Here is a 14,962-nt window from a genome sequence, read left to right on the forward strand (position 1 = left end):
CCCGGGGATCGGGCGGCACGGCGGCGTTCGGGGCGGTGCGGGATCAGGCCGTGAAGTAGCCGTTCAGGTCGGCGATCACGTGCGTGTCACCCCACTGGTTGAAGAGCGACACCCGGCCGTCCACCACCGGGACGACGACCAGGTTGGCCCTGGTCTGCCCGGCCGTGAAGGTGAGGTTCGCCGCGTCCGGGCGGGCGGTCCCGTGCGGGTAGACGGTCAGTCGGCTGTCCGCCGTCGGCTCGGTGACCGTGACGTTCAGGACCACGGCGGTCACACCGGTGGCCGGCACGCCCTCGATCGCGGTCACCGGCACGCTGAGGACGCCGCCGGGGCCCACCGTTCCGGCCCGGGCGCCGACACCCTTGCGGGTGTCCAGCAGCCGAACCGGGGTGGTCGGGGAGAAGGCCGAGCCGGAGTCCCCGTAGTAGCCGGTGACGTCGGCGGTCAGGTCGACCGAGCCTGCTTCGTTGCGCAGGTCGACCTTCCCGTTCACCACCGGCGCCGTCACCAGGTTGGAGACGGTGTGCCCGGTCCCGAAGTTGAGGTTGGACACGCCCGGCAGCGGCCGGCCGTCGGGGTAGACCGTGACCCAGCCCGGCTCGGTCGGGTCCACGGCCGTGACGTTCATGACGACCGCCGTGACCCCGGTCGCCGGAACACCGTTCACACCCGCCACCTGAAGCTCGACCACGCCGCCCGGGCCGACCCGCTGCGCGGGGGCGCCGGTGCCGTCCCGGGTGTCCAGGAAGCGGGCCGGAGTGATCGGGGAGAAGGCCGAGCCGGTGGCCGCGTCGGTGTAGTAGCCGGTGACGTCGGCGGTCAGGTCGACCGAGCCTGCTTCGTTGCGCAGGTCGACCTTCCCGTTCACCACCGGCACCGTCACCAGGTTCGGGACGGTGTGCCCGGTCCCGAAGTTGAGGTTGGACACGCCCGGCAGCGGCCGGCCGTCGGGGTAGACCGTGACCCAGCCCGGCTCGGTCGGGTCCACGGCCGTGACGTTCATGACGACCGCCGTGACCCCGGTCGCCGGAACACCGTTCACACCCGCCACCTGAAGCTCGACCACGCCGCCCGGGCCGACCCGCTGCGCGGGGGCGCCGGTGCCGTCCCGGGTGTCCAGGAAGCGGGCCGGAGTGATCGGGACGAACCGGCTCCTGGCCGGGGCGGTGGCGGCGGTGACGGTGAAGGCGTCGGGGAGCGAGACCCCGTAGACGCCGTCGAGCGCGATGCCGTAACTGCCCGGCGCCAGGCCGTTGGTGTCGAGCAGCACGTCGAGCGCGGTGCCGTCGGCGTTCACGGAGAGCGTCGACAGCAGCGGCCAGCTGGAGGAGCCGTTGCCCACCAGCTTGGCCCTGCTGCCCAGGGTTAGCCCCTTGCCCCGGATCACGGCCTGGACCCTCGTCCCGGCGGCGCCGCTGGACGGGCTGACCGAGGTCAGGGCCGTCTGCGGCCGCGGTACCGGGCAGGCGGAGTCGCAGGTGCCCTGCATGCTGTACTCGACCGGTGTGCCCGCCGTGACGCTGCTCAGCACCAGTACGGCCTGCTCGGCCTGCGAGTCGGACAGGCACCGGCCCCCGAAGGTCCCGTAGTTGGAAATGCACTGGTATCCGGAGTAGTCGTCCCACCGGGAGCCCCGCATCAGGCCCAGCCACGGGATGTCGTTCATCCCGGTGGCGCTGCTGGTGCCGACCACGTTGAAGGACTGGTTGGCCTTCATGTCGACCACCGCGCAGTAGCCGGTCGAGTCGTCGGTGAACACCCCGCTGCGCTGCGGGAAGCCCTCGACGGCGATCGGGTTCGCGGTGCACTCGGGCGCCCAGCCCTCGGCTGTCTGGAACTTCCAGGCGTCGACGCTGGTGTGGATCGGCTTGCCCTGGTACCCGGAGGCGAGCACGACCGCGGTGTACGAGCCCGTGCCGGTGAGCTTGCAGGCGGTGCCGAACTGGGTGCAGAGCCACTTGCCCTCGGTGTCGACGACGCTGAGCAGTGCGTTCTTGCCGTTCGGGCCGTCCGAGGTCCGGACGCCCAGCGTGTACTTGTCGCTGCTCGCGGCGGTGATCCGGACGCAGCGGGCGTCCAGCGCCGAGGTCAGGTCGAAGGAGGTGCCGGGGCCGCCGACCTTGGTCGAGGCCGGGGTCAGGCAGTTCCCGCTCGGCGAGATGTCGTGCCGGACGAGCTTGTACGTGTCCGGCCCGCCCCAGCCGTTCAGCAGCGCGGTGTACGGGGCGCCGGCGGCCAGTCGGCAGGTCTTGGCCGAGTTCCCGTACGAGACCGCCGTGCAGACCGGGGTGCCGGCGGCGTCGACCACCGTCACCTCGGCGTTGAGCTGGTTCTTGATGTTGGTGTAGTCGACCAGTTCGAGGGTGGAGTGCTGGTCCGCGGGCAGGCTCAGACAGGCCTGCGGTGCGGCCGCGGTCAGCGGGACCTCGGCGCCCCAGGTGCCGTCGAACCCGCTCTGCGGCCAGGCGGTGCAGCCGTCGGTCACCTCGGTCCGGTGGACCACCAGCCCGTAGGCCTTGGACGGCGTTCCGGTCAGCACCGCGCGGAACGGGGCGATGCCGGTCAGCTTGCAGGTGGTGGACGAGCCGCCGCTGATCTCGCACTGCTTGGCGCCCGAGGCGTCGAGGACCTGGGCATTGACCGGCGTGCCGTCGGCGGGCGGCCGGTTGAGCAGGTAGACGCCCTTTCCGGAGGCGGTCGGCAGGGACAGGCAGAGCTGCTGGCCAGGCCCGTCGAAGGTGCCCGTGGCCGGGCCGGCCGTCAGGCCGGTGTCGTTGGTGGCGACGCAGCCCCTGGTCTCCTTGGTCGAGTGGAAGGCCATGCCGAACGCGCCGACCGAGGTGGCGTACGCGTCGACGGCCCAGGTGTAGTCACCAGGTGTCAGGTCGCAGGCGCCCTGGTAGCAGAGTCCGCCCTTCGGGGTGCCGTCGGCTGCGAGCAGCCCGCCGGAGACGGAGCCGTCGTTCTGGACGACCGGGCCGAAGTCGTACCTCGCGGACTCCGGGACGCGCAGGGTGCGGCACCGGGTGGCGGAGGTCAGATCCGGGGAGACACCGAACGCCTGGGGCTCGACCAGCGTGCAGCCCTCCGGGTGGGAGAGCCGCGCCGCGAAGAAGTCGTACGCCAGGGCCTCGCCGTTGTGGCGCTGGACGGTGATCCGGAACGGTGCGGTGCCGGTGAGCCGGCAGTCGGGGTAGATCCACTGGCCGCAGACCTGGGCGCCCGTGGCGTCGTAGACGACGACGGTGCCGCGCTGGACCGCGGAACCGGTGCGGAGCATGTCGCCGGCGACGAGGTCGTTCGCCTGGTAGCAGTCACCGGCCGAACCGAGTGCCAGCGAGCCCTGGAAGACGGTCGGGGCGCCCAGGGCGAGGTCGGCGGCGCTCACCGTCCGGCAGGCCGCGGTGGACAGCAGCGGCAGGTACGACACCGCGAGACCGGTCGCCGAACCGGTGACGATGCCGACCTTCAGCGTGTACGTGCCCGCCTGGGTGATGGCGCACCGCAGGGCCTTGTTGCTGCCCCAGCTCGGGCCGACCGGGTCGTCGCAGTTCACGATGGTGCCGTCCGGTGCGACCACGGTCGGGGTGATCGATCCCTGGGTGGCGACGATCTGCACGAGCAGCAGGTCCTTCTGCTGCGGCAGGGTGAGGCTGAAGACGGCGGTCGCGCTCTGGTCGAGGGTGCAGCTCGCCACCGTGCCGGGCTGCAGCTCCGTCGGGCACGGGCCGTTCGGGGCGGCCTGCTGGAGCTCGCGGGCGGCGGCTCCTTGGTCGGCCCTCCGGTCCGGCGCGGCGGCCGTGGTGCCCGCCGTCGCGGTCGGGCTCGGGTTCTGGCTCGACTTCGCGGTCGGGCTCGGGTCAGCGGTCGGACTCGGCTTCGAGCTCTGGTCCGCCGGAGCGCCCGCCGTAGGAGTTGCCCCCACGGCCTGGGCCGGTGCGGCCTGGCCCACCAGCGAGGCCAGAACGGCCAGCAGGAGGGCCCCGGAGGCGGCTGCGCGGCCGCCTCCACCTCGCTTCCGTCGTACTCGTCTGCCGATCGGCAGCACGTTCATCCATTCCCCCCATTGTGGGCAGGTCGCGCTCACGGAAAGACCACACATGTGATCGAGCGGGCGGAGTCTAGCGAGGCGCATACGCACGGTGCCATCGGATTCCGGAACTCCGACCAGCCCGTCCCGTACCCCAGCTGACGATGGATCAGGGGCCTCCGGCGGGAGGGCGGCAGGACCGTGGATTCGGATGCGGCCCGTGAGAGCGCGAGGTCGGCGAGGGTGTCGTCACCGTCGCGTTGACGGGACGTCGGCGCGTGTTCCGCGGATGGGCTGTGCCGGTTCCGACCCCGAAAGTGCCCGGACGACGCTGGGCGGGTTCCACTTCCTCGGCCTGGGCTCCGCGCTCCGACACGGACTGCCGGGTCCCGGAGGCGTGCGGAGCCCTGGGAAGGGGGCCCCGGGCCCCGGCAGGACGGTCGGCGATGCGGCCCGGTGAGGCGTCAGCCGTCCGTCGCCGCCGGACGTCCTTCGCCCGCTGTGGCCGGCGGGCCTCACGGTCCGTGAACGCCGGGACGACCCGGCTCCTCGCGGGGTCAGGCCTTCGGTACCAGGGTGTTCTCGTTGCGGTGGCCGGCGGCGTAGTCGTCGATGTTGCGGGCGGTGGCGTCGATGATCTGGCCGACGGCGGTGCGGGTGAAGTAGGCCTGGTGGCTGGTGACGAGGACCTGGGGGAAGGTGACGAGGCGGGCGAGGGTGTCGTCGGTGATGCCGTGGATGGAGCGGTCGGTGAAGAAGACGCCGGTCTCCTCCTCGTAGACGTCGAGGCCGACGCCGGAGAGGCGGCCGTCGCGCAGGGTCTCGACGAGGGCGGCGCTGTCGACGAGGCCGCCGCGGCTGGAGTTGACGAGGATCGCGTCGTCCTTCATCCGGGCGAGGGCGGCCCCGTCGATGAGGTGATGGGTGGCGGGGAGGAGGGGGACGTGGAGGCTCACCAGGTCGGCGCGGGTGAGGAGTTCGGGCAGCTCGGTGTACGTCATACCGAGGTCCAGGCAGGCCGGGTTCTGCGCGATGTCCCAGCCGAGCAGTTCGGTGCCGAAGCCGGCCGCGATCCGGGCGAAGCACTCGCCGATCTTGCCGGTGCCGATCACGCCGACCGTCATGCCGTGGACGTCCCGGCCGAGCAGGCCGTCGAGGCGGAAGTCGAACTCGCGGGTGCGGTTGGCGGCGCGGTTGAGGCGGCGGTTGACGGCCAGGGCGAGGGCCCAGGCGTGCTCGGCGACGGAGTGCGGGCTGTAGTGCGAGACGCGGGCGACGGTGAGGCCGAGGTCGGCGGCGGCGTCGAGGTCGATGTTGTTGAAGCCGGTGGAGCGCTGGGCGATCAGCTTGGTGCCCCCGGCGGCGAGGGCGGCGAGGGTCTCGGCGTCCAGGACGGCGTTGACGCTGCTGCTGACGGCCGGGTAGCCGGCGGCCAGCGGGGCGGTGTCGCGGTTGAGGAACACGTCCAGGCAGCGCAGCCCGTGCCGGCCGGCGAAGGCCTGCTCCAGCAGCGGCCGCTCGTCGGCCTGCACCCCGTACGCGAGGATCTCCATGCCCGGTCCCTCCAGTCGGCTCCTGCGGCCACGCTAGCGGGCGGGGCCGGGCGCGGGCCACCGGACGTCCGGGACGTGCGCGGGCCCCCGGAGCGCGCGGTGCGCTCCGGGGGCCCGCGGGAGGGCGCAGGGCGGTCAGATGACCGTCTCGGCCTCCAGGTAGCGGTCCTGCGGCACGGTCTTCAGCTCGGCGACCGCCTCGGCCAGCGGCACCAGGTTGATGTTGGTGCCCTGCAGCGCGGTGATGTGCCCGAAGGCGCCCTTGTGGACGGCCTCGACGGCGTGCCAGCCGAAGCGGGTGGCGAGCACCCGGTCGTAGGCGGTCGGGGTGCCGCCGCGCTGGGTGTGGCCGAGGATCACCGGCCGGGCCTCCTTGCCGAGGCGGTGCTCCAGTTCGCGGGACAGCTGGGTGGCGATGCCGGTGAACCGCTCGTGGCCGTAGATGTCCTTGGTGCCCTCCTCCCAGTGCATGGTGCCGGGCTCGGGCTTGGCGCCCTCGGCGCAGACCACGATGGCGAACTTCTTCTGCCGATCGAAGCGCTCGCGGACGACGGCGGTGAGCTTCTCGATGTGGAACGGGCGCTCCGGGACGACGATGGCGTGCGCGCCGGCCGCCATGCCCGCGTTCAGCGCGATCCAGCCGGTGTGCCGACCCATGACCTCGACGACCATGACCCGCTGGTGGGACTCGGCGGTGGTCTTCAGCCGGTCCAGAGCCTCGGTGGCCACCGAGACGGCGGTGTCGAAGCCGAAGGTCACGTCGGTGGCGGCGATGTCGTTGTCGATGGTCTTCGGCACACCGACGATCGGCAGGCCCGCGTCGCTCATCAGCTTGGCGGCCTTCAGGGTGCCCTCGCCGCCGATCGGGATGACCGCGTCCAGGCCGAGGTCGGAGCAGTACTTCCTGGCCCGCTCGACGCCGTCCCGCAGGTGGCTCGGCTGGACCCGGGAGGAACCGAGGATGGTGCCGCCCTGGGCCAGGATGCCGCTCACCGAGTCCAGGGTCAGGGGGCGGTGGTGGCCCTCCAGGAATCCGCGCCACCCGTCCTCGAACCCGATGATCTCGTCGCCGTGGTCGACCACCCCCCGGTGGACCACGGAGCGGATCACCGCGTTCAGGCCGGGGCAGTCACCGCCGCTGGTCAGCACTCCAATACGCATTAGCTTTGCAACTCCCGAGCAGAACCGAGGAACGGCCGGACTACAGGCTGGGACGACGAGCCGACACCGCAACGGGGCGCTCCCGCACCGTGGTGGCGGGGAGGCGGCCGTGGGGTGAAGGACCGGCCGATCCGGACAGAACGCCCGAAAACGGCCGCGAAGTCGAGCATACGGCCCCTGGTCCGGCCGGGCAGGAGCCGACGCGGGAGCGGCGCCGTCGGCGCCCCCGCGCGGAATTGCAGCCTGCTGCCGAGGAGGGTGTGCAGTAGGCAGCCCCCATTGTGGTACTTCCGGGGCCGCCCGCGGACCGGGTGACCGCATGGCGGGCACCCGACCGGGGCGTACGGATGTACTACTGGGGGCGCGTCGCGGCCGCGATGCGCTCGGCGCGCAGCGCGTCGTACCAGGTGGTGTCGGCCGGCGGCAGGGCGCTCACGTCCAGTGCCAGCTTGAGCAGCATGTCGGCCACGGCGGGGTTGCGGGCCAGCACGGGGCCGTGCAGGTAGGTGCCGAACACGGTGTCCCGCCAGGCGCCCTCGGTGCCGTCACCGGTGCCGTTGCCCCGGCCGACGGAGACGTTCGCGAACGGCTGGACGCCCTGGCCGAGGTGGGTGACGCCCTGGTGGTTCTCGAAGCCGGTCAGCTGCGGCAGGCCGAGCCGGGGGTCGACGTCGGCGAGCACGTCGCCGACGCAGCGGGCGCCCTCGCCGCGGGTGGTCCAGACGTCGAGCAGGCCCAGGCCCGGCTCGCGCTCCCCGAGGTCGTTGATGAACTCGTGGCCCATGATCTGGAAGCCGGCGCAGACGCCGAAGATGATCGCGCCGTTCTCGGCGGCCCGCACCAGGCCGCTGTCGGCGCGCAGCCGCTCGGCGGCCAGGCGCTGCGGGCGGTCCTCGCCGCCGCCGATCAGGTAGATGTCGCCGCTGGTGGGGATCGCCTGGTCGGAGCGGACGTCGATCCGGGTCACGTTGAGGTGGCGCTGGCGGGCCCGGCGCTCCACGACCAGGGCGTTGCCCCGGTCGCCGTAGGTGCTGAGCAGGTCCGGGTAGACCCAGACCACGCGCAGGCTGCTCTCACTCATCCTCGAAGGCCTTCCGTCACGTAAAGACTGGTGTGCGGGCGCGGCATCAGCCGGCCACGACCTTCCGCAGCTGCTGGAAGGCGGTGTAGTTGGCGATGGCCTCGATCCGGCCGGGCGGGGCCATCCGGACGGCCTGCTCCAGGGTGTCGACCACGTGGAACTGGAGCCCGGCGACCTCCAGACGGACCGCCAGGTCCAGCTTGCGCTGGCCCATCACGAAGACCGGGTGCCCGGCGAGGCGCTCGTAGTCGACGTCCCACAGCCAGGAGGTGTCGGTGCCGTCGGCGTCGAGGGCGTTGACGGAGAGGATCACCGGAGCGGGCGGGCCGTCGATCAGGGAGAAGGTCTCCAGCCAGCCGGCCGGGTTCTTGGCCAGCAGCAGGCGGATGTCCCGGCCCTGGTACTGGACCACGTCGTAGCGGCCGGCCACGGCGGCCACCGAGCGCATCCGCTCCAGGGCGACCTGCGGGGCGACGCCGAACACGGCGGCGACGGCGGCCGAGCTGGTGGCGTTGGCCAGGTTGGCCCGGCCGGGCAGCTGGAGCTGGATGGGCCAGGCGCCGCGCTGCGGGTCGATCACGTGGGTGCCCTGGAGTGCCCAGTGCGGGTTGGGCCGGCGGAAGCCGCAGTCCTGGCAGAACCAGTCGTCGCCGGGGCGCTGCATCACACCGCCGCAGGCGGGGCAGGACCAGGCGTCCTCCTTCCAGGCCTGTCCGGCGGCCACCCAGACCACCTTCTTGCAGGAGGAGGCGGCCCAGGTCACCAGCGGGTCGTCGGCGTTGGCGATGACCACGGCCTCGGTGTTCTGGAGGCCCTCGCGCCACTTCTCGGCCATCATCCGGGTCTCGGCGGCGCGGTCGAGCTGGTCGCGGGAGAGGTTGAGCAGGGCGATCGCCTTGGGGCGGGTGTCGCGGGCGACCGTCGCCAGGTACTTCTCGTCGACCTCGATCACGCCGAAGCGGGCGTCCGTGCCGCCGGCCAGGGCGGAGGTGATGCCGGCGGGCATGTTGGCGCCCAGGGCGTTGGAGACCACCGGGCCGGCGGCGCGCAGCGCCTCGGCGATCAGGCGGGTGGTGGTGGTCTTGCCGTTGGTCGCGCTGACCAGGACGACGTCGAGGTGGTCGGCGAGGGTGGCGAGCAGGTCGGGGTCGAGCTTGAGGGCGACCTTGCCGCCGATCACCGAGCCGCTCCCGCGCCCGGCCTTGCGCGACACGGCGGCGGCGACCCGGCCGGCGGTGACCGCGATCTTGGCGCGCGCCGGCAGCGAGGCGTCGCGTGCGCCTGTGGGCTCCGATTCGGTGCCTGCCATGCTCAGTGGTTCCTCCTTGCTGCGGCACCGCCCGCGACCGGATAACGGGCCGTCGGGCGGCGGGGACGGGGGCCAGCCTACCGACTCCGTCGCCCGACCGGACGATCCGGACCCCGCGCCGCCTGCTGCGACGCGCTCGCGGGTGCTGCTGAGGGCCCGTCAAGGAGGGCGGTGTACGGAGCGACCCCTTACTGCTTGACGACGCTCCACGGGTACCGCCGGGTTCCCGAGCCGTCCGGTAAGGATCTGGTGAAGAAATGATCAGCGGTCCGGGCGGTGGGTGCAGCCGGCCGGATTCCCGGCGGCCAGCGTGGCGGTGATCACCAGGGTGCCGTCGTCGGCCCGGAAGTCCAGCGGCGCGTCCAGCCGTCGCATCGCGGCGATCAGCCCGGTGTTGGTGCCGTGGGTCACCGCGTAGACCGTCCGGACGCCGGCCGCCCGGGCCGTTGCCGACAGCTGCCGCAGCAGCGCCAGGCCCAGCCCGTGCCGCTGCCAGGCGTCCTCGACCAGGACGGCCAGCTCGGCCTCGCCGTCGTCCCACATCAGGTGCCCGAGCGCGACGATCCGCCCGTCCGGGGCGGTCACCGCGAGGCTGCGGCCGTGCCGGGGGTCCAGGAGGTGGTCCAGGTAGCGGCCGGCGTCGCGGACCGGGCCGTGGTAGCGCAGCCGCAGCGCGGCGGGGGAGCAGCGGTCGTGCATCGCCAGCGCCGCCGCCCGGTCGGCGGGCCCGGCCGGACGCAGCAGCAGCCCGGTCCCGTCCGGCAGGGACAGCCGGGACGGGGCCTCCGGTGCCTGGCCGGTGGTGCGGGTGGCGGAGGGGTGCGGCCGGACGGTCCGGTACGGGCCGCCGGTGAGCGCGGGCAGCCGGGTGGCCTGTCCGTCGGGCGCCGCGCACCTGCGGTCGGACCTGCGGAAGGGCCGGTGCCAGAGCCGTTCGGGGCGCGTGCGTGATGCCTTCATGCCGCCGACGCTACCGACGGTGCGCTTCCGTTCGGTTACGTGATCGTGAACGTGCGAATGCCCGTGTCGCGGTCGGGCGGTGGGACGCCGGGACGGGTTCGGGACGGGTTCGGGACGGCGGGTCGGCCGATCGGGACGGCGTCGGCGCAGGTCCCGACCGGTGCCTCATGCGGCCGGGGCGGCCGACGGTGGACGGCGTTCCGGGCGCTCAGGGCAGTCGCGAGACCTGGTAGTGCGCGATGGCCCACCCGTCGTCGGAGCGCTTCAGTAGGACGCCGAGGTTGACGGTGAGGGTCGGGCGGTCGGTGAAGGCGAACTCGGTGGCCAGGTAGCCGAGGAGCAGGCCTTCGGTCGGCCGGCGGGTCTCCAGGACGCGGTACTCGGCGGTCATTCCGAGCGGCTGGGACTCGTAGTAGGCGGCGACGCCCGCGCGTCCGACGCTGTAGGGGTGCAGGCCCTGGAAGACCGCGTCCTCGGTGAAGAGGGCGGCCACCCGGTCGGGCCGGTGCTGGTCGACGGCGGCCTTCCAGCGGTCGAGCACGTCGCGCAGGATCGCCTCGTCCTGGGCGTCGGTCCGGTTCATCGCTCTGCTCCGGGAGTCGAAGGGAAGGGACGGGGCAGCGGGGGCTCAGCGGCCGGCGCTCATGCCGCCGTCCACGTGGAGGATCTCCCCGGTGACGAAGGCCGCGTTCTCCAGGTAGAGCACGGCGTCGACGATGTCGGCGATCTCGCCCAGGCGGCCGACGGGGTTCATCCGGGCCAGGTGGTCGTGGGTCTCGGGGGCGTGCATCGGGGTCCGGACGTTGCCGGGGGAGACGGCGTTCACCCGGATGCCCCGGGTGGCGTACTCGATGGCCAGGGACTTGGTGGCGGACTGCAGGCCGCCCTTGGTCAGCGAGGCGAGCACGGAGGGGACCCGGGTGTCGGCGTTGTCGACCAGGCTGGTGGTGATGTTGACGATGTGTCCGCCGCCCTGCGAGAGCATCTGGCGGACGGCCAGCTGGGTGAGGTGGAAGAAGCCGGTCAGGTTGACGCCGGTCACGGCGGCGTAGTCGGCGGGCGTGTAGTCGGTGAAGGGCTTGGCGACGAACAGTCCCGCGTTGTTGACCAGGGTGTCGATCCGGCCGAAGCGCTCGATCGCGGCGGAGACCAGCCGTTCGGCGGTCGCCGGATCGGCGATGTCGCCCGGGACGGCGAGGACGCCCGTGTCGTCGGCGGGGGCGATGCCGCGCGAGGTCGCCACCACGGCGTGGCCGAGCTTGCGGTAGCCGTCGACCAGGCCGGCCCCGATGCCTTGGGAGGCTCCGGTGATGAGGGCGACCTTCTGCCGCGGCACTGACCGGGACGTGGGCATGACCTGCCTCCGGTGGGTGTGGCCGGGCATCGGCCCGGTGGCGGGTGTGGGATCGGTGTCGACCACGGTGGCGGCTCCGTCCTTTCGGGGCGTTCGCCGGTCGACTCCTCGACGGTAGGCCGGGCGCCATGGTCGGGCAACGCCGAACCGCCCCAGCGCCGGGACCGGCTTCCTCCCTCCCGGAAGGCTGGGTCTTCCAGGCCTGGTCGGGGGCGCTGCCGCCGCCGGTCGTGGCGCCGGCCGGGCGGCGGACGGACGGTGAGGGGGCGGCGGAGCCCCGGTCCTGGGGTGCGATCCCGACGGAACCCCCTGAGGACGGAGCCGGGCCGTGAACGAGTTCCTGGTCGAGATCACGACCGTCGTGCCCGAGGGCACCCCCGCCGAGGAGGTGGACCGGCGGCGCGCCGCCGAGGCCGTCCGCGCCCGCGAGCCGGCCGCCGCCGGCCACCTGGCGCGGCTGTGGCGTCCGGTCGGCGAGCGGCGCAGCATCGGTGTCCGGCGGGCGGCCGACGAGGCGGAGCTCCGGGGGAAGGTGCTCGGCAGCCTGCCGCTGTGGCCGTGGATGACGGCCACGGTGACGGCACTCGAACCGCACCCCAACGACCCCGGGAGCCGCTGACCGGCGGTGGCCCGCCCGCCCCGGCGCAGCGGTCTACCGCAGCAGTTCCGACGCCGCGGCCCTGACCTCGGCGAGCAGGAGGTGGAGGTCGGCCTCCGTGGTGGCGGCGTTGAGGAGGCAGGCGCGGAGCATCTCGGCGCCGCCCAGGCGGGCGCCGGTGACGAAGACCCGGCCGCGCCGCTGGACGGCGACGGGGAGGTCGCGGTTGAGGGCGTCGCGGGCGGCCCCGTCCAGACCGGGCGCACGGTGGCGGAACGCCACGATCGAGGTCTGCACCTCGGCGAGCAGCTCCAACTCCTCGTCCGCCTCGACGAGTTCACCGAGCCGACGGGCCAGCGCGGTGCACCGGGTGATGTCCTGGGCGAGGCCGTCGCGGCCCTTGTGGGCGATGGTGGCCCAGACCTTCAGGGCCCGGAAGGGGCGGGTCTGCTCGGTGCCGTACTCGGAGAACCAGCCGAGCGTGCCGGCTGCCTCGTCTCGCAGGTAGGACGGGACGAGGCTGAAGGTGCCGCGCAGCTCCTCGGTGTCGCGGACCAGCACGCAGCCGCAGTCGACCGGGACGCCGAGCCACTTGTGCGGGTCGAGGGCGAGCGAGTCGGCGCGCTCCAGGCCGGCGTAGCGGTGGGCGATGGCCGGGTCGAGCCGGCCGAAGGCGCCGTACGCGCCGTCCACGTGCAGCCAGAGGCCCTGGTCCTCGCACAGGTCGGCGATCGGGCCGAACTCGTCCACCGCGCCGGCGCCGACGGTGCCGGCCGAGGCGACCACGAGGAACGGCAGCAGGCCGGCCGCGCGGTCGCGCTCGATCGCCGCCCGCAGGTCGGCGGTGTCCAGCCGGCCGTCCGGGCGGGTGGCCACGGTGCGCAGGTGCCGGCTGCCGAGGCCGAGGAGTTCGGCGGCCTTGCGGACGCAGGAGTGGGTCTCGCCGGTGACGTAGCCGACCAGCGGCGGGAGTCCCGCCAGGCCGTCCTCGCGGACGTCCCGGCCGGCGAGCCGGGCGGCGCGGTTGCGGGCGGCGGCGAGGCAGACGATGGTCGCCATCGAGGTGCCGGAGGTGAGCAGGCCGCCGCCGGCCGGGTGCGGGAAGCCGACCAGCTCGGCTATCCAGCGGACCACGGCGCGCTCCAGGTGGACGTCGGCGTGGTCGCCGCCGGCCGAGCTGGGGTTCATCGCGGAGGCGGCGAGGGTGGCGAGCACCCCGGCGGGGGCGGGGGCGGAGTTGACCCAGCCGAAGAAGCGCGGGTTGCCGTTGCCCATCGGGTACGGCAGGACGTCCCGCCCGATGGCGCCGATCAGCTCGTCGAGCGGGCGGCCCCCGGCGGGCAGTGGGGCGTCGAGCAGGGCCTGGCGGGCGGTCTCGTCCATGGGCTGCCAGACCGGGCGACCGGGCAGTTCGGCGAGGTAGTCGGAGACCAGGTCGGCGGTGGCGTGCGCGGCGGCGCGGAAGTCCTCGGTGGTCATGGCGTGCTCCAGGGAGGCCGGGGGACTGGCTGGGCGAGGCGCGGCTTCCTTGGCGCACCCTGATCAGGCGATGATCGGGTGATCGTATGCAAAAGGACCCTCGCCGTGCGGCGCGGGCCCTCATGCTGAGACCGGGAGCGTCGGTCCGGGAGACCGGGAGCGTCAGTCCAACGAGCTGGACAGGCCGCCGGCCGAGCGGCAGTAGCCCTGCATCTCCTTGTTGGTGATCTTGGCGCAGAGCCGTCCGGCCGCGCCGCCGTCGGTGTAGTTGACCGTGTAGTAGCTGACCAGGCCCTCGGCGCAGGCCTTGCGCTGCCAGCCGTCGGCGGCGGTGGCGCACTGCTCGGCCGCCCAGTCCTCGCGGTCCAGGTTGTACTTCATGGTGCGTGAGCCGACGCCGCGGCTGCAGTCCACCGCCCCGCCGTCGGCCTTGCCGTTCAGGCACCACTTGAGGGCCTCGGCGTAGATTTCGGGGTGGTTCGGGTAGTCGTGCGAGGACAGGTAGAAGGTCGGGGCGTAGAAGTAGCAGGCGGACTGGAACAACGCCGGCTGGTCCTTGCACGGGTAGAGCGGATCCTGGGCGAGCTTGTCGGCGGGCAGGTTGGCCTTGGCCTGCTCGTCCTCCTCGTCCGGGCCGAAGAGCTGCATGAACAGGCCCTCGGAGCAGCGGATCCGGTTCTGCTCGGAGGGGAACTTGTTGCACAGGTCGCGCGCCTTGGCGACGTCCTGCTTGACCACGAACATGGTGCCGTGGCCGACGCCGTGGATGCAGGGGCCGGCGTTCTTGGGCGCGCAGAGCTTGAGCAGGTCCGTCTCGGGCTGGGTGGAGGCGTTGAGCATCTCCTCGACCGCGCCGTGCAGGTAGCCGGCCGCGCAGGTCTCGTGCGGGAAGGAGATGACCTTCTGGAAGTCGGCGTTGAAGCGCTTGACCGCCGCGTGGCCGAGCTCGTGCGCGATCGGGTGGCAGAAGCGCACGGTGTACGGCTTCTCCTTGGTGATCTTGTCGAGGTCGGCCAGTGCGACGCCGGGGTCGGTGGCGTCCATCTCGGCCATCAGCTTGTTGCGCAGCGTGGAGCGGGTCCACACCGCCGGGTCGCCGGTCGGGGTGGCGCTCGCGGGGCCGGCCGCGGAAAGCCGGGCGCCGGCGGCCTGGGTCTCGGTGGCCGCCGCGGGCGACCAGTCGGTGACGGCCACCGATCCCAGGCCCAGGACGCCCAGGAGCAGGGCGGTGAGAATCGCGAAGACGCGCGGCTGCATGACGGGATCCCCCGGCGGATCGAGGTGAACGTTTCGCTTCCATCCTGACGGTACGTGAGCGGTAATCCACGAGTTCGTCCGCCATTCGGGAGGCGTCGGCGACGCTACCGCACCCTGGGACCTCCGGGCCCGGCGGGATGGTCCCGCACAATCACCCGGACGGAGTATGGGGGCGCGGGC

11 protein-coding genes are annotated in these 14,962 nt (G+C 73.1%); 1 reads left to right on the plus strand and 10 read right to left on the minus strand.

The features are described 5' to 3' along the window. Positions 1–43 precede the first annotated feature (43 nt). The 8 genes from ACFU7Y_RS06790 to ACFU7Y_RS06825 form a co-directional block, all read right to left on the minus strand. Positions 44–4,054, minus strand: coding sequence for a hypothetical protein (locus ACFU7Y_RS06790; RefSeq protein ID WP_380766687.1), 4,011 nt, complete (start codon positions 4,052–4,054; stop codon positions 44–46). A gap of 533 nt (positions 4,055–4,587) precedes the next feature. Then, positions 4,588–5,583, minus strand: coding sequence for a 2-hydroxyacid dehydrogenase (locus tag ACFU7Y_RS06795; RefSeq protein WP_380766688.1), 996 nt, complete (start codon positions 5,581–5,583; stop codon positions 4,588–4,590). 135 nt (positions 5,584–5,718) lie between these two features. Then, the gene (locus tag ACFU7Y_RS06800; RefSeq protein WP_224281744.1) at positions 5,719–6,744 is read right to left on the minus strand and encodes a 6-phosphofructokinase; all 1,026 of its coding nucleotides are present in this window, start codon (positions 6,742–6,744) and stop codon (positions 5,719–5,721) included. 352 nt (positions 6,745–7,096) lie between these two features. Further along, entirely contained in the window at positions 7,097–7,825 is a 729-nt protein-coding gene (locus ACFU7Y_RS06805; protein ID WP_224281746.1) for a type 1 glutamine amidotransferase, read from the minus strand. A gap of 46 nt (positions 7,826–7,871) precedes the next feature. Next, a complete protein-coding gene (locus tag ACFU7Y_RS06810) occupies positions 7,872–9,134 on the minus strand; it encodes a MurT ligase domain-containing protein (RefSeq protein WP_224281748.1) in 1,263 nt (420 codons plus the stop codon). Between the two features lie 261 nt (positions 9,135–9,395). Next, positions 9,396–10,094: a GNAT family N-acetyltransferase gene (locus tag ACFU7Y_RS06815; RefSeq protein ID WP_380766690.1), complete on the minus strand. Its 699-nt coding sequence runs from the start codon at positions 10,092–10,094 to the stop codon at positions 9,396–9,398. Between the two features lie 208 nt (positions 10,095–10,302). Further along, positions 10,303–10,677: a YybH family protein gene (locus tag ACFU7Y_RS06820; protein WP_380766692.1), complete on the minus strand. Its 375-nt coding sequence runs from the start codon at positions 10,675–10,677 to the stop codon at positions 10,303–10,305. 45 nt (positions 10,678–10,722) lie between these two features. Then, entirely contained in the window at positions 10,723–11,448 is a 726-nt protein-coding gene (locus tag ACFU7Y_RS06825) for an SDR family NAD(P)-dependent oxidoreductase (RefSeq protein ID WP_380766694.1), read from the minus strand. 328 nt (positions 11,449–11,776) lie between these two features. Here ACFU7Y_RS06825 and ACFU7Y_RS06830 point away from each other — a divergent pair, with 328 nt between their 5' ends. Beyond that, positions 11,777–12,067 carry a muconolactone Delta-isomerase family protein gene (locus ACFU7Y_RS06830; RefSeq protein WP_380766695.1) on the plus strand — a complete coding sequence of 97 codons (291 nt, stop codon included), beginning with the start codon at positions 11,777–11,779 and terminating at the stop codon, positions 12,065–12,067. 33 nt (positions 12,068–12,100) lie between these two features. Here ACFU7Y_RS06830 and ACFU7Y_RS06835 read toward each other — a convergent pair whose 3' ends face one another. Together ACFU7Y_RS06835 and ACFU7Y_RS06840 are read right to left on the minus strand one after the other, a co-directional pair. Beyond that, positions 12,101–13,525: a pyridoxal-dependent decarboxylase gene (locus ACFU7Y_RS06835; protein WP_224278264.1), complete on the minus strand. Its 1,425-nt coding sequence runs from the start codon at positions 13,523–13,525 to the stop codon at positions 12,101–12,103. A gap of 162 nt (positions 13,526–13,687) precedes the next feature. Beyond that, positions 13,688–14,782, minus strand: coding sequence for a hypothetical protein (locus ACFU7Y_RS06840; protein ID WP_224278262.1), 1,095 nt, complete (start codon positions 14,780–14,782; stop codon positions 13,688–13,690). Positions 14,783–14,962 lie beyond the last annotated feature (180 nt).

Origin of the sequence: Kitasatospora sp. NPDC057542, assembly GCF_042801945.1 — a bacterium.
Classification (GTDB): Bacteria; Actinomycetota; Actinomycetes; order Streptomycetales; family Streptomycetaceae; genus Kitasatospora.

Excerpts from the sequence above, each read along its gene's own strand:
- ACFU7Y_RS06835 (WP_224278264.1), bottom strand. The coding sequence starts at position 13,525 with ATGACCACCGAGGACTTCCGCGCCGCCGCGCACGCCACCGCCGACCTG.
- ACFU7Y_RS06805 (WP_224281746.1), bottom strand. The coding sequence starts at position 7,825 with ATGAGTGAGAGCAGCCTGCGCGTGGTCTGGGTCTACCCGGACCTGCTC.
- ACFU7Y_RS06820 (WP_380766692.1), bottom strand. The coding sequence starts at position 10,677 with ATGAACCGGACCGACGCCCAGGACGAGGCGATCCTGCGCGACGTGCTC.
- ACFU7Y_RS06795 (WP_380766688.1), bottom strand. The coding sequence starts at position 5,583 with ATGGAGATCCTCGCGTACGGGGTGCAGGCCGACGAGCGGCCGCTGCTG.
- ACFU7Y_RS06815 (WP_380766690.1), bottom strand. The coding sequence starts at position 10,094 with ATGAAGGCATCACGCACGCGCCCCGAACGGCTCTGGCACCGGCCCTTC.
- ACFU7Y_RS06840 (WP_224278262.1), bottom strand. The coding sequence starts at position 14,782 with ATGCAGCCGCGCGTCTTCGCGATTCTCACCGCCCTGCTCCTGGGCGTC.
- ACFU7Y_RS06800 (WP_224281744.1), bottom strand. The coding sequence starts at position 6,744 with ATGCGTATTGGAGTGCTGACCAGCGGCGGTGACTGCCCCGGCCTGAAC.
- ACFU7Y_RS06825 (WP_380766694.1), bottom strand. The coding sequence starts at position 11,448 with ATGCCCACGTCCCGGTCAGTGCCGCGGCAGAAGGTCGCCCTCATCACC.
- ACFU7Y_RS06810 (WP_224281748.1), bottom strand. The coding sequence starts at position 9,134 with ATGGCAGGCACCGAATCGGAGCCCACAGGCGCACGCGACGCCTCGCTG.
- ACFU7Y_RS06790 (WP_380766687.1), bottom strand. The coding sequence starts at position 4,054 with ATGAACGTGCTGCCGATCGGCAGACGAGTACGACGGAAGCGAGGTGGA.